11 protein-coding genes are annotated in these 12,688 nt (G+C 70.9%); 3 read left to right on the top strand and 8 right to left on the bottom strand.

Going from position 1 to position 12,688, the window contains the following annotated elements; all coding sequences use genetic code 11:
• Positions 1-57: 57 nt before the first annotated feature.
• The 4 genes from ACFPZJ_RS30300 to ACFPZJ_RS30285 form a co-directional block, all read right to left on the bottom strand.
• Entirely contained in the window at positions 58-570 is a 513-nt protein-coding gene (locus ACFPZJ_RS30300) for a GNAT family N-acetyltransferase (RefSeq protein ID WP_381028188.1), read from the bottom strand.
• 257 nt (positions 571-827) lie between these two features.
• A complete protein-coding gene (locus tag ACFPZJ_RS30295; RefSeq protein WP_381028185.1) occupies positions 828-2,030 on the bottom strand; it encodes a glycoside hydrolase family 64 protein in 1,203 nt (400 codons plus the stop codon).
• A gap of 254 nt (positions 2,031-2,284) precedes the next feature.
• A complete protein-coding gene (locus ACFPZJ_RS30290; protein ID WP_381028182.1) occupies positions 2,285-3,157 on the bottom strand; it encodes an SCO4651 family lipoprotein in 873 nt (290 codons plus the stop codon).
• Between the two features lie 141 nt (positions 3,158-3,298).
• A complete protein-coding gene (locus tag ACFPZJ_RS30285) occupies positions 3,299-5,686 on the bottom strand; it encodes an ATP-binding cassette domain-containing protein (protein WP_381028179.1) in 2,388 nt (795 codons plus the stop codon).
• A 421-nt stretch (positions 5,687-6,107) separates the two neighbouring features.
• Here ACFPZJ_RS30285 and ACFPZJ_RS30280 point away from each other — a divergent pair, with 421 nt between their 5' ends.
• The gene (locus tag ACFPZJ_RS30280; protein ID WP_381028176.1) at positions 6,108-6,494 is read left to right on the top strand and encodes a VOC family protein; all 387 of its coding nucleotides are present in this window, start codon (positions 6,108-6,110) and stop codon (positions 6,492-6,494) included.
• 126 nt (positions 6,495-6,620) lie between these two features.
• On the opposite strand, the gene ACFPZJ_RS30275 is transcribed toward ACFPZJ_RS30280, so the two are convergent.
• Together ACFPZJ_RS30275 and ACFPZJ_RS30270 are read right to left on the bottom strand one after the other, a co-directional pair.
• A complete protein-coding gene (locus tag ACFPZJ_RS30275) occupies positions 6,621-7,043 on the bottom strand; it encodes a DUF350 domain-containing protein (protein WP_381028173.1) in 423 nt (140 codons plus the stop codon).
• A gap of 99 nt (positions 7,044-7,142) precedes the next feature.
• Positions 7,143-7,901 carry a hypothetical protein gene (locus ACFPZJ_RS30270; RefSeq protein ID WP_381028170.1) on the bottom strand — a complete coding sequence of 253 codons (759 nt, stop codon included), beginning with the start codon at positions 7,899-7,901 and terminating at the stop codon, positions 7,143-7,145.
• Positions 7,902-8,149: 248 nt separating this feature from the next.
• Here ACFPZJ_RS30270 and ACFPZJ_RS30265 point away from each other — a divergent pair, with 248 nt between their 5' ends.
• On the top strand, positions 8,150-8,623 hold the full coding sequence (locus tag ACFPZJ_RS30265; RefSeq protein WP_381028167.1) for a carboxymuconolactone decarboxylase family protein: 474 nt from the start codon (positions 8,150-8,152) through the stop codon (positions 8,621-8,623).
• Positions 8,624-8,743: 120 nt separating this feature from the next.
• On the opposite strand, the gene ACFPZJ_RS30260 is transcribed toward ACFPZJ_RS30265, so the two are convergent.
• On the bottom strand, positions 8,744-9,187 hold the full coding sequence (locus ACFPZJ_RS30260) for a cupin domain-containing protein (protein ID WP_381028165.1): 444 nt from the start codon (positions 9,185-9,187) through the stop codon (positions 8,744-8,746).
• Between the two features lie 262 nt (positions 9,188-9,449).
• On the opposite strand from ACFPZJ_RS30260, the gene ACFPZJ_RS30255 reads away from it, so the two are divergent.
• A complete protein-coding gene (locus ACFPZJ_RS30255; protein WP_381028162.1) occupies positions 9,450-11,429 on the top strand; it encodes a heavy metal translocating P-type ATPase in 1,980 nt (659 codons plus the stop codon).
• 412 nt (positions 11,430-11,841) lie between these two features.
• Here ACFPZJ_RS30255 and ACFPZJ_RS30250 read toward each other — a convergent pair whose 3' ends face one another.
• Positions 11,842-12,612 (bottom strand): class I SAM-dependent methyltransferase, encoded by a 771-nt coding sequence (locus ACFPZJ_RS30250; protein ID WP_381028160.1) that lies wholly within the window; start codon positions 12,610-12,612, stop codon positions 11,842-11,844.
• Between the last annotated feature and the right edge of the window lie 76 nt (positions 12,613-12,688).

Below are 12,688 nucleotides of genomic sequence, written 5' to 3'. Positions count from 1 at the left end.
CGGAGCGGCCCGGCGAGAGCCGTGCGGAGAGGTGTTCCCCTCCGCACGGCCGGTGACTCAGATGCCGAACGGCGCCGCGTAGCGCACGGTGCCGCTCGGCAGCGGGTGGCCGGCGTCCAGGGTGAGGGCCATGAGGGCCTCGTCGGGGACGTCGAAGGTCACGCCGATGCCGTGCGTCGAGGCGCGGGTGAAGCCGAACCGGGGGTAGTACGCGGGATGCCCCAGGACGACCACATGGAACTCGCCCCGCTCCTCGGCGGCCCGCAGTGCGGCGCGGATGACGGCGGAACCGGCACCGGTGCGCTGCCGCTCCGGCCGGACGGCGCACGGTGCCAGGCACAGGGCCGGGTGGTCGCCGATGTGGCAGCGGGTCAGCAGCGCGTAACCGGCGAGGTCACCGCCGGGTTCGGCGGCGACGAGGGACAGGCCCTCGATCCACGCGGTCTCGTCGGCCCGCAGGGCGTCGACGAGATCCGCTTCCAGGGCGGTGGGGAAGGCGGTGAGGAGAATCTGGCGAACGGCCGGGATGTCGGCGCCGGTCTCGGCGCGCGTGATCCAGGTGTCGGGCATGGCGGATGACGGTCCGTTTCTGTGTGTTCGTGTGAGGCCGCCTCGCCGTCACGTGCTTCCGGCGAGGGGCGGCGGGACGGATCAGGCGGCGGAGCGGGAGGCGGGGGAGACCCGGGCACCGTCCGCGGCGTCCTTCGACGGGGCCATCGACCCCACCTCCTCGTTTCTCCGGCACTCGGTTCGAGTGCGTCCTGGTCCGGCACGAACGCGCCTACTCTACTGCGTCGGCGAGCGGCCCGTCATGCGCGCGGGGTCGGTCAGTTGAACGGGTCGAGCGTGAGATAGGCCTGGCGTGGGTCGGCGTCGTGGACGAGTGACTCGTGGTGGCCCACGTCGTCGAAGGCGAACGCGTACGCCTTGCCGTCGGCCATCTGGGCGTGGATCTTGCGCGCGTAGTGGTTGGTGACGACGTCCTGGTAGAACGCCGCCGAACCGGAGTCGGGCTGGTTGGGGTTGACCAGGAGGGTGGAGCGGTTGAACCCGGCGCACAGCGTGCGCGAGATCGGTCCACGCACCAGGTCGTTCGGCGCGTCCAGCCGCTTGTAGCAGCCGAACACGGAGGCGGAGTCGGGCTTCTGGAAGCTGGTGACCACCGTGCCCGCGCTGTTGGTGAAGTGCATGACGTCACCGGAGACCCGGCCGTAGTACTTGGTGGAGGGCTGGTCGGCGAAGGGGGTGACGGTCAGTGTGGAGGTGGCGTACTTGCGCCAGACCCGGTTGATGTAGTCGTCCATGACCGTGGCCGGAAGGGCCCCGGTCTCCAGACCGTACAGCGGGGACAGCGCGCGCAGCACGGTGCCGTCGGGCCGGGTCTGGATCAGGTTGGCCCAGCCGCCTGGCTGTCCTCTCAGGGCGTTGAAGAAGCCGTTGTACCCGCCCGGCTTGAGCCGGCCCGTGCTGACGGTGCTGCCGTCGGCACGCTGCAGACCCACCGCGTAGGGCGCGGAGAACATGTCGACCTGTGTGCTGTTGAACCACATGCCGGAGTCGTTCAGCGTGTACTCCGACCAGTTGAACAGGATGTTCCGGTTGGGGTCGCTGGGGTTCTGCACCGCGGGCTGCACCAGGCCGCCGGTGGTCAGTTTGAACACCAGCTTCTGCCCGTAGGAGAAGTAGATGCGTCCGGAGAGCTTGGGGATCCGGATGGTCTTCGACTGGCCCGCGGGCGGGCCCGGTATGGAGGCGTCGGGCGCGGGTGTGGGCGGGTTGCCCCCGGCGGGCCAGGCGTGGAAGGTGCCGTTCGCGTCGGCCCAGCCCTGCTGGCCCGTCGACAGCAGCGTGCCCACGGTGTACACGTACACCGGTTCGCCGCGGCCCGAGTTGTTGGTGATCTTCAGAGGGACGGTGGCGGGGACCGCCGCCTGGGCGGGTGCGGCGGCACCCGACACGAGCAGCGAGGTCGCCATCACCATGAGGACGGTCAGACCGGCTAAGGCCCGGCGGTGCAGTGTGCGAAGCATGCCCTGTCTCCGTTCGACGACGGCCGATGTCCGACGCTGCGGAAGCAGTGTCCGGATGGTGCTGAGAGCGCTCTCAGAGTTGCGCTTTGGTCCGGACCTGTCAACGGTTTGGGAGCTGAGGCCGCTTTGAGGTCAGCCGAGACGTCGGCGTGCTGCCCGATGCGGGCAGTCGGGGGGCGTGCTGGTCACCGACGGGGAGGTGCTCGTCGGGCCGTTCGAGAGCACCTCCGCGACGTCGCGTCGGCCTGAGGGGATCAGCCGCTGCCCCGCCGGGCGGCCTTCCCGGTCATGTCCGTCACCTGCCCGGCCGGGGGTGCCTCCGCCTCCAGTTCCGTGCCGAAGTCGCTGAAGCCCATGACGGTGCGCACCGTCAGCTGCTGCGGCGCGGCCGAGGAGTCGGCGGAGGGCCGTTCGCTCGACGGCATCGGGGTCTTGAGGGTCATGTCCCACTGCTGGCGGCGGATGCGGCCCTGCTCGTCGAGCCACACCTCCATCGGCAGGGTCGGGCCGACCTGCTGACGCAGGGCGGCGCCGTGGGGAAGTTTGGCGACGTCGACGGTGACGCGGTACCGCGTGGTCTTGACGCCGTCGATCGTGTCGGTCCCCTTCTCGGTCACGTCCTTGTCGGTGATCGCCTTGGCGAAGGCCGCGGACCGGGCCGGATCGCTCATGGACTGGTCGCCGGCCCCCTGCCGCGAGGCAACCTTGTTCAGGTCGATCCTGATCCACGGCTTGTCGCCCGGTGCCTGCCCCTTCGGCATCTTCTGGTACAGCACCTGGTCGACGACCCGTTGCTCGACCCGCTGCCCCTGGACGGTGACGGTCATGACGCTGTCACCGTCCTCCAGGTCGATCGTGCCGCGTCCGTCCGCGGTGATCGAGGTGTCCTCGGCGGAGGTCCGCACCCGGAGCGTCACCCGGGCCGTGTCCTCCTCGGACGTCTTGTCGTAGGCGGACCGCACCGCCCGTGTGCCCTGCTCCTGGGCGTCGGCGCCGCCCTGCGCCGCGGCACCCTCGGTACGGTCCGCCGAGCCGCTGTCGTCGCCGCAGCCGGCCAGCACCGTTCCCACGAGGACACCGGCGACGGCTAACGCGCCGACCCTGGTGCCGCTGCCTGCCCTGCCCATCGAACCAGCTCCTTCCAGGTGTGTCGCGGACCAGCCCGTTCGGCGCTGGTCTGCTGCCGCAAGTGCCCGCACGAGGCATGAACACACCTGGTTCGTCCGCCCCTTGGCGCGGTGCGACGAGGGCTCGGCCGGCCAGGGCGGTCAGGCGCCGACGTAGGCCGCGAGGTGCTCGCCGGTGAGGGTGGAACGGGCGGCGACGAGGTCGGCGGGTGTGCCCTCGAAGACGATCCGGCCGCCGTCGTGGCCGGCTCCGGGGCCGAGGTCGATGATCCAGTCGGCGTGCGCCATGACCGCCTGGTGGTGCTCGACGACGATGACCGACTTGCCCGAGTCGACGAGCCGGTCGAGGAGGCCGAGCAACTGCTCGACGTCGGCGAGGTGCAGCCCGGCGGTGGGCTCGTCGAGGACGTAGACGCCGCCCTTGTCGCCCATGTGGGTGGCCAGCTTGAGCCGCTGCCGCTCGCCGCCGGACAGCGTGGTCAGCGGCTGGCCGAGGGTGAGGTAGCCGAGCCCGACGTCGGCCAGCCGCCGCAGGACACGGTGGGCCGCCGGCGTGCGCGCCTCGCCCGCGCCGAAGAACTCCTCGGCCTCGGTCACCGGCATCGCCAGGACCTCGCTGATGTCACGGCCGCCGAGGTGGTACTCCAGCACCGACGCCTGGAACCGCCTGCCCTCGCAGTCCTCACACGTGGTGGAGACACCCGCCATCATCGCCAGGTCCGTGTAGATGACACCGGCGCCGTTGCAACTCGGGCAGGCGCCTTCGGAGTTGGCGCTGAACAGCGCCGGCTTGACGCCGTTGGCCTTCGCGAACGCCTTGCGGATCGGTTCCAGCAGCCCTGTGTAGGTCGCCGGGTTGCTTCGCCGGGAGCCGCGGATGGGCGTCTGGTCGACGGAGACCACGCCCGCGGCGGCGGGGATCGACCCGTGCACGAGCGAGCTCTTGCCGGAGCCGGCGACGCCGGTGACGACGACCAGCACCCCGAGCGGGATGTCGGCGTCGACGCCCCGCAGGTTGTGCGTCGTCGCGCCGCGGATCTCCAGGGCACCGGTGGGCTTGCGCACCGTGTCCTTCAAGGACGCCCGGTCGTCGAAGTGGCGGCCGGTGACGGTGTCGGCGGTCCGCAGCCCCTCGACGGTGCCCTCGAAGCAGACGGTGCCGCCCGCCGTACCCGCGCCGGGGCCGAGGTCCACGACGTGGTCGGCGATCGCGATCACCTCGGGCTTGTGCTCCACGACCAGCACCGTGTTGCCCTTGTCCCGCAGGCGCAGCAGGAGTTCGTTCATCCGCTGGATGTCGTGCGGGTGCAGGCCGGTGGTGGGTTCGTCGAAGACGTAGGTGACGTCGGTGAGCGAGGAGCCGAGGTGGCGGATCATTTTGACGCGCTGTGCCTCGCCGCCCGACAGGGTGCCCGAGGGCCGCTCCAGCGAGAGGTAGCCGAGGCCGATCTCCACGAACGAGTCGAGGGTGTGCTGGAGCGCGGCGAGCAGTGGCGCCACCGACGGCTCGTGCAGGCCGCGCACCCAGGTCGCGAGGTCGCGGATCTCCATCGCGCAGGCGTCGGCGATGCTGATGTCCTTGATCTTCGACGACCGGGCCGCCTCGCTGAGGCGGGTGCCGTCGCACTCGGGGCAGGTGGTGAAGGTGACGGCCCGCTCCACGAACGCCCGGATGTGCGGCTGCATCGCCTCCTTGTCCTTGGCCAGGAACGACTTCTGGATCTTGGGGATCAGTCCCTCGTAGGTGAGGTTGACGCCCTCGACCTTGATCTTGGTCGGCTCCTTGTGGAGCAGGTCGTGCAGCTCCCGCTCGGTGAACTCGCGGATCGGCTTGTCCGGGTCGAAGAAGCCGCAGCCGCTGAAGATGCGGCCGTACCAGCCGTCGACGCTGTAACCGGGGACCGTCAGCGCGCCCTCGCTGAGCGACTTGCTGTCGTCGTACAGCTGGGACAGGTCGAAGTCGGTGACCGAGCCCCGGCCCTCGCAGCGCCCGCACATGCCGCCGGTGCGCTGGTAGGTCGCCTTCACCGCCTTCTTGGCACCGCGTTCGACGGTGATCGCCCCGCTGGCCCGCACCGAGGCGGTGTTGAAGGAGTACGCGCTGGGCGGGCCGATGTGCGGTGTGCCGAGCCGGCTGAAGAGAATGCGCAGCATCGCGTTCGCGTCGGTGGCGGTGCCGACCGTGGAGCGGGCGTCGGCACCCATCCGCTGCTGGTCGACGCTGATCACGGTCGTCAGCCCGTCGAGCACGTCGACCTCGGGCCGGGCCGTCGTCGGCATGAAGCCCTGCACGAAGGCGCTGTACGTCTCGTTGATCAGTCGCTGCGACTCCGCCGCGATCGTGTCGAAGACCAGCGAGCTCTTTCCCGAGCCGGAGACTCCGGTGAACACCGTCAGCCGGCGCTTCGGGATCTCGATGCTCACGTCCTTGAGGTTGTTCTCCCGCGCACCGTGCACGCGGATCAGGTCATGGCTGTCGGCAACGTGCGAAGCGGGCGACTGGGTGTCCGTTCTCGGGGCCGTGCTCATCGTGTCTCCCTCGGTCGGGCGGGCGCCGTCCCGGTCACGCTAGTCGCGGTCGCGTGACCCGCGCTTCTCGATTCCTGACCGATGCGGCACCCCCGTCGCACATATGGCGAGAAACGGCCGGTGAGCACCGGGATGCGCGGGGCACGGCCGCGCGCCGGTCTCTGGAAGACACGGCCGCGTGCCGGTCCGCGGGAGACCTATCCTCCACGCGATCGCCCACGTCATCGTCGTACGCACCGCATGGAGGGCGCCCCGCCGGCCGCCGCCCGCTTCCGGGTTCGCTCCTCGTGCGACGACCCCACGTCGGGCGCCGACGTCAGCACCAAGACACACGGTGCCTGGACGTATTCACGTTCACACGATGGGGGGTGCCGGCCGGGGCCGGACACACGTCTCGGGTGAAGGCGGGTAACCGCACGTCATGAAGCCTCGACCGCGTTTCACGTTGATCGCGACCACACTCGACGCCCCGGATGCCCGGGAACTCGCCGCCTTCTACCAGGAGTTGCTCGGCTGGTCGGTGAGGAAGCAGGAGCAGGGCTGGGTCGAACTCGTGCCGCCCGACGGCGGTGTCGGGCTCTCGTTCCAGACCGAACCGCTCTTCAGGCGTCCGCGGTGGCCTTCCACCGCGGACGAGCAGCAGATGATGACGCATCTGGACATCGAGGTGGACGACCTGCCGCCGGCCGTGAGTCACGCTGTCGGTCTGGGAGCGACCGTCGCCGAGTTCCAGCCACAGGAGGACGTACGTGTTCTGTACGACCCGGTGGGCCACCCGTTCTGTCTCTTCGTGCCCACCGGCGCCTGAGACGCCGGTCGGCCGGGACACCCGCCGTGCAGGCTGCGGGGCCCGCGAAGGCGTTGAGTTCTCCAGCGCCTTCGCGGGCCCCGCAGGTGACAACGGCTCCGGCTGTGCCCGTCCGGTGACGTCGTGTCAGGCGATGGACGCCGACACCACGGCGGACACCGCCACGTTGCAGCACGCCGTCACCCACACCGCCGGGTGCGGCTCCGGCTCCACCAGCGTCGCGCCCAGGCGTCCCGGCGTGATCAGGTCCACCACCAGGAACGCCACGGCCATCATCACCAGCCCCAGCAGCCCGAACGCCGCCGTCGACACGAGCCCCTTGCCGAAGTCCTCGTACGTCGTCCAGATGGACGTGAACACGATGCCGCCGATGCCGAGCAGCGCGGAGCTGAGCACCAGCGCGGCGTTGCGGTTGCGTTCCTCCCAGATCTGCCGGCCGAGCTTTCCGGGGGTGAGCACGTCGACCAGGACGATGCCGAGGACGAGCAGGACCAGGCCCAGGGCACCGTAAGCGGTGGCCCGGCCCATTCCGTTGACGATGTCGCTCATGGTGGTGCCGGCTCCGTGGGTGAGAGATCGTGAGTGATCGCGGTCAAGGGCAGGCAAAATGTAGCGCACCCGTATGGCCCCTTGACCGGAACGCCCGGCTCATGCAACCGCATCCTGCTGGGCCTCAGGCTGCTCCTCGGCCTGCATCTTGGACGATGCCTTGGGCGACGCCTTGGACGATGCATTTCGCGACGCCTTGGACGAAGACTTGGGCGCGGCCTCGGACGTGGCCCTGGACGACGCGCTGGGTGCCGACCTGGCCGTCTGCCCGGGGGCGTCGGGGGTCGTGTAGAACACGGAGGTGCCCTGCTTGGTGCGTTGGACCTGGCCCTTGGCCACGAGGTTCTCCAGGGTGCCGCGCACGACGGTGGTCTTGATGTTCCGTTCGGGCTGCGCCTGATGGAGGGCGGTGGCGATCTCCGCGGCGGAGCGCGGTTCGCTCTGCTCGGTGAGGTGTTGACGGACGAGGTCGACCAGCTTCGGCTCAGCCGAAGATCCGCTCGCGGCGGGGGACTTGGCGGCGGAGGGCTTGCGGGCCTTCGTACGGCCCGACGCCGCGGTGGCCTTTTTGGCCCGCGTCTTCTTGGGCGCATCGGAGCCGGCTGCCTTCGTGCGGGGCGCGGGCACCGTGCCGCCGGCGGACGCGGGCTGGACGGGGGAGGCCGCGATGCCCAGCGCTTGCTGCATGTTCACCAGCACGGCGTGGTCCTGCTGCAAGGTGGCCAACTGCTCTTGCAGGGCGGCGATCTCCGTACCGATACGTTCCTGCTCCTTGATGTTGTGTTCCAGATCGCTGGTCACTTGGGCGGCGTACTGCGATGCCAGGTCACTGGCGGCCGTGGTGGTGGTCTCGGACATGTCGCTGACCCTTCTTCTTCCGGCGTGATGGCCGGAACGCGATGCCCAGGGGCTTTGGACAGCGATGGTACGGATGACCGGGACCGATTGTTCCCCTTTGGACGGGCAGGTCATGCCATGGGGTCACCAAGAGAGGTGTCCGCATGGTCCGAGCCGGGGAGACGCAGGTCACATTCGAGGCCTGTCACATCGTGGCGAGCCGCTCCGTCGTACGGGCGCAACCATTCTCCACGGCAGAGGAGTTCACCATGGACGCCCGTTTGAACGTCTTCGGCAACGAGACGGCCGGCAAGTTCCTGAAGCGCATCGTCTCGGCGGGCAGCGTCGTCTCGGACTCGACGCTGCCCGCGGCGACGCAGGAGCTGGTGAAGATCCGTGCGAGTCAGATCAACGGATGCGGGTTCTGCACCGACATGCACACCAAGGAGGCAGCCGCGGCCGGTGAATCGTCGGTGCGGCTGAACCTGGTCGCGGCATGGCGGGAGGCCACCGTCTTCACCGAGGCCGAGCGCGCCGCGCTGGAGCTGACGGAGCAGGGCACCCGGATCGCGGACGCGGCCGGCGGGGTCACGGACGAGGCCTGGGCGAATGCCGCCAAGCACTACGACGAGGAGCAGCTCGCCGCTCTGGTGTCCCTGATCGCCCTCATCAACGCCTTCAACCGGCTGAACGTCATCGTCCGGCAGCCCGCCGGCGACTACCGGCCCGGCCAGTTCGCCTAACCGCCAGGTACGGGGTGGTGGAGGGCTGGCGCGGTCGCGCGCCGGCCCTCCAGGCAATTGCCCGTCCGGTGCCCGCCCGATGCCTGGCCGGTCGGGCGGCCGGTCGGTCCCCTGGTCCGCCTACCGCCTCTCGGTCTCAGTGAGTTGGTACAGCTCGGGCACGGAGACCTTGATCGGCTCCTGCGTGGTGCGTGCGATGACGACGACCACGGGCTCGTCGGGATCGGGGTTCTCCTCGCGATGCGGGACGAACGGGGGGACGAGCAGGAAGTCGCCAGGGCCGGCGGCGACCCGTACCTCCTGTGTGCCGTCGTGGTAGACGAACACGGGATGACCGCTGACGACGTAGATCCCCGCCTCCGAATCGCCGTGGTGGTGGTTGTCCGTCGCGCTCAGCGGCGGGTTCTCCACCAGGCCCATCCAGAGCCTCCTGGATCCGACCGTGCTGCCGCTGAGGGCGGTGTGGCCGTCCAGCTCGCCGGCTCGGACGAGGTGGACGCGGTTGCCCGGCGGCGTGCCGCCGTCGGCGCCCGGTGCGGTCGCGGTGTCTTCGTGGATGGTCATCGTGTGGCCTCCTGATCGCTGCAACTGCCTTGGCGGGGCACCAGATTGCGACCGTCGTCCCGGTCCTGGCACTCCTTGTTGCCGGAACAGCAAACCGACGAAGTGCGCTCCGTGTCGCGATGGGTCCGTCCGCGCGGGACATGAAGACATGAATGAGTCTTCATTTGTTCCTGTAAGGTGGGGGGACGGCTCCGGAAACAGCCGTATGCCCGTATGCCCGTATGCCCGCATGCCCGTAGGCGTTCCTCGCGAAGGACCACGGATGACTTCCACGCTCACCCCGCCGTCGGCCGACCGGGCCGTGTCCACGCGCGCCGGGGAGGTGCCCCGGCGGCGCACCCGGCTGTTCGCGCTGCCCAAGGTCCGCTGGGCCGTCGCGGCCACCGCCTTCTTCCTGTTCGCGCTGCCCCTGCAGCTCACCGGGGCACCGGTCTGGACATGGGGCCCGCTCTACGCCCTGTCCTACGTCACCGGCGGCTGGGAACCGGGCTGGGAAGGGCTCAAGGCGCTCAAGGACAAGACCCTCGACGTCGACCTGCTGATGGTCGTCGCCGCACTCGGCGCCGCCTCGATCGGGCAGGTGATGGACGGCGCCCTGCTCATCGTCATCTTCGCCACCTCCGGCGCCCTGGAGGCCCTGGCCACCGCCCGTACCGCCGACTCGGTGCGCGGCCTGCTCGACCTGGCTCCCGCCACGGCCACCCGCCTCACCGCGGACGGCACCGGGGAGACCGTCGCCGTGGGGGAGCTGGCGGTCGGCGACACCGTCCTCGTACGGCCCGGTGAGCGAGTCGGCGCCGACGGCCGGGTACTGGAGGGCACCAGCGAGGTCGACCAGGCGAGCATCACCGGTGAACCGCTCCCCGCGGCGAAGGAGCCGGGCGACGACGTCTTCGCGGGCTCCCTCAACGGCACCGGCGCGCTGCGCGTCCGCGTCGAACGCGACGCCTCCGACTCCGTGATCGCCCGCATCGTGCGCATGGTGGAAGAGGCGTCCGAGACCAAGGCGCCCACCCAGCTGTTCATCGAGAAGGTCGAACAGCGCTACTCGCTGGGCATGGTGGCCGCGACGCTCGCCGTCTTCGGTGTCCCGCTCGCCTTCGGCGAGGAGTTCTCCGAGGCGCTGCTGCGTGCCATGACCTTCATGATCGTGGCCTCGCCGTGCGCGGTGGTACTGGCCACCATGCCGCCCCTGCTGTCGGCCATCGCCAACGCCGGACGCCACGGCGTCCTGGTCAAGTCGGCCGTGGTGATGGAACGTCTGGGCCAGGTCGACGCCGTCGCGCTCGACAAGACCGGCACGCTCACCGAGGGCACGCCCCGCGTCACCGACCTGCGGCCGCTGCCCGGATCGGGCCTGCGGGAGGAGGAGCTGCTGACGCTCGCGGCAGCGGCCGAGCACCCCAGTGAGCACCCGCTGGCCCGGGCGGTCGTCGACGCGGCGAGCGAACGCGGTCTCGGCCTTCCGGCCGCCGAGGACTTCGCGTCCGAACCCGGCGTCGGAGTGAAGGCCGTCGTCGACGGCCGTACGGTCGAGGTGGGCGCTCCGGCTCGACTGCTGGACGAGGCCCGAAGCCCCGTCGCGGCGCTGGCCGAGGAGCTGGAGGAGTTTGGCCGTACCGCCATCCTGGTGCTGGTCGACGGCAGCCCGGCCGGGGTGCTGGGCATCGCGGACCGGCCGCGCCCGGACGCCGCCGCCACCGTCGCCTCCCTCGCCAGGCTCACCGGAACCGCCCCGACCCTGCTCACCGGCGACAACCCCCGGGCCGCCGCCCACCTGGCGGCCGAGGCCGGCATCGACGACGTGCGGGCCGGGCTGCTGCCGCAGGACAAGATGAACGCCGTCAAGGAGATGGAGGGTGCGGGCCGCAAGGTGATGGTCGTCGGCGACGGCGTCAACGACGCGCCCGCCCTGGCCGCCGCGCACATCGGGGTCGCCATGGGCCGGGCCGGCTCGGACCTCGCCCTGGAGACCGCCGACGCGGTGATCGTCCGCGACGAACTCGCCGCCGTGCCCACGACCGTGGCCCTGTCGCGCCGTGCGCGCCAGCTCGTGGTGCAGAACCTGGTCATCGCCGGGGTGTTCATCGCCGGACTCGTCACCTGGGACCTGGTCGGCACGCTGCCGCTGCCGCTCGGCGTCGCGGGCCACGAGGGGTCCACGGTCCTGGTCGGCCTGAACGGCCTGCGTCTGCTGCGGGAAGCGGAGTGGCAGCGGGCCGGGGCCGACGGGGTCGGCTGACGGCCACTGGGGTCGGCAGACCAGCGCCGGGGTTGGCTCACGTCCACCGGACCGGCTTACGTCCACCGGACCGGCTTGCGTCCACCGGACCGGCTTGCGTCCGCCGGGGCCGGCTGACGACTGGCCCGACCGGCTGACGGCCACCGGGGTCGGCTGAGGAGGGTCGTTCGGTCGGGTTACGTCCACGGAACCGGCTTACGTCCGGCACCGGCTGACGTCCACGGGGACCGGCTCACGTCCACCGGACCGGCTTACGTCCGGCACCGGCTCACGTCCACCGGGACAGGCTGACCCCCACCGGGACCGCTGACGCCCGGGACCGCCTGAGGGCCGTGTCCCGCGCGTCGGTGTTCCAGACCGGGTCGGTGCTCGCGGAGCGGGCCCGGCCCGGCCTCGTTGCCGGCTTCCGGGGTCAGCGGAGGGCGACGACGACGTGGCTGTCGCCGTACTGCCAGACGGCGCCGGCCTGTGCGAAGCCGGCCTGCCGCAGCAGCCGGACATGGGCCGCCAGGGACAGCGGAGCGGGGGTGTGGGTGCCGACCGCGGACGCGCGGTCGCGGCGTTCGCGTTCGGTGAGGAGGTCGGTCAGTTCGGGGTCCTGCGCGACGGCCGTCCACCAGGAGGACCAGTCCTCGTGGGCGTGGACCCGCCGGCGCTCCGCACTGCGGCGTCCGACCCAACCGGCGACTTCGGCGAGCCCGGCGTCGTCGTGCGGGAGGTGGTCGCCGTTGACGAGGACGCCGCCGGGCCGCAGCAGCGCCGCGAGCCGGCGGTAGGTGCGCAGCAGCGCGTCCGGGTCCAGGTAGTGCAGTGCCGTGGTCGACACGGCCGCGTCCAGCGGGCGATCCAGGTCCAGGGCCTCGGCCCACCCCGGCTCGCCGATCTCCGCGTCGACGTAGCGGGCCGCGTCCGCGTGATGGGTGCGGGCCAGCTCCAGCAGCAGTGGATCCCGGTCGACGGCCACGATGTCGGCGCCGGGCAGCCGCCGGGCCAGCCGGGCCGCCAGAGAGCCGGGGCCGCAGCCGAGGTCGACGACGAGCGGCCTGCCCGGGCGGCCCGCGGTGATGTGCTCGACGACGTCGGCGATGACCGTGAAACGCTCCTCGCGGTCGATGGCGTAGTGCTCCTGCTGGCGCTCCCACCGCTCCACCCATCGCTCCGCCGCCGCCAGGCTCAGCCCCATCCGGTCGTGCCACCTTCGCCGTCTCGCGTCCGTCCGTGTCGTTCGACACCAGAGGCTACAGGTGGAAACGGTTCTC

Origin of the sequence: Streptomyces bullii, from assembly GCF_042657145.1 — a bacterium.
Lineage (GTDB): Bacteria > Actinomycetota > Actinomycetes > Streptomycetales > Streptomycetaceae > Streptomyces > Streptomyces bullii.
The sequence above is the reverse complement of the archived record's forward strand: the minus strand, read 5'-3'. Positions and strand labels throughout refer to the sequence as shown.

Excerpts from the sequence above, each read along its gene's own strand:
- ACFPZJ_RS30300 (WP_381028188.1), bottom strand. The coding sequence starts at position 570 with ATGCCCGACACCTGGATCACGCGCGCCGAGACCGGCGCCGACATCCCG.
- ACFPZJ_RS30295 (WP_381028185.1), bottom strand. The coding sequence starts at position 2,030 with ATGCTTCGCACACTGCACCGCCGGGCCTTAGCCGGTCTGACCGTCCTC.
- ACFPZJ_RS30290 (WP_381028182.1), bottom strand. The coding sequence starts at position 3,157 with ATGGGCAGGGCAGGCAGCGGCACCAGGGTCGGCGCGTTAGCCGTCGCC.
- ACFPZJ_RS30285 (WP_381028179.1), bottom strand. The coding sequence starts at position 5,686 with ATGAGCACGGCCCCGAGAACGGACACCCAGTCGCCCGCTTCGCACGTT.
- ACFPZJ_RS30280 (WP_381028176.1), top strand. The coding sequence starts at position 6,108 with ATGAAGCCTCGACCGCGTTTCACGTTGATCGCGACCACACTCGACGCC.
- ACFPZJ_RS30275 (WP_381028173.1), bottom strand. The coding sequence starts at position 7,043 with ATGAGCGACATCGTCAACGGAATGGGCCGGGCCACCGCTTACGGTGCC.
- ACFPZJ_RS30270 (WP_381028170.1), bottom strand. The coding sequence starts at position 7,901 with ATGTCCGAGACCACCACCACGGCCGCCAGTGACCTGGCATCGCAGTAC.
- ACFPZJ_RS30265 (WP_381028167.1), top strand. The coding sequence starts at position 8,150 with ATGGACGCCCGTTTGAACGTCTTCGGCAACGAGACGGCCGGCAAGTTC.
- ACFPZJ_RS30260 (WP_381028165.1), bottom strand. The coding sequence starts at position 9,187 with ATGACCATCCACGAAGACACCGCGACCGCACCGGGCGCCGACGGCGGC.
- ACFPZJ_RS30255 (WP_381028162.1), top strand. The coding sequence starts at position 9,450 with ATGACTTCCACGCTCACCCCGCCGTCGGCCGACCGGGCCGTGTCCACG.
- ACFPZJ_RS30250 (WP_381028160.1), bottom strand. The coding sequence starts at position 12,612 with ATGGGGCTGAGCCTGGCGGCGGCGGAGCGATGGGTGGAGCGGTGGGAG.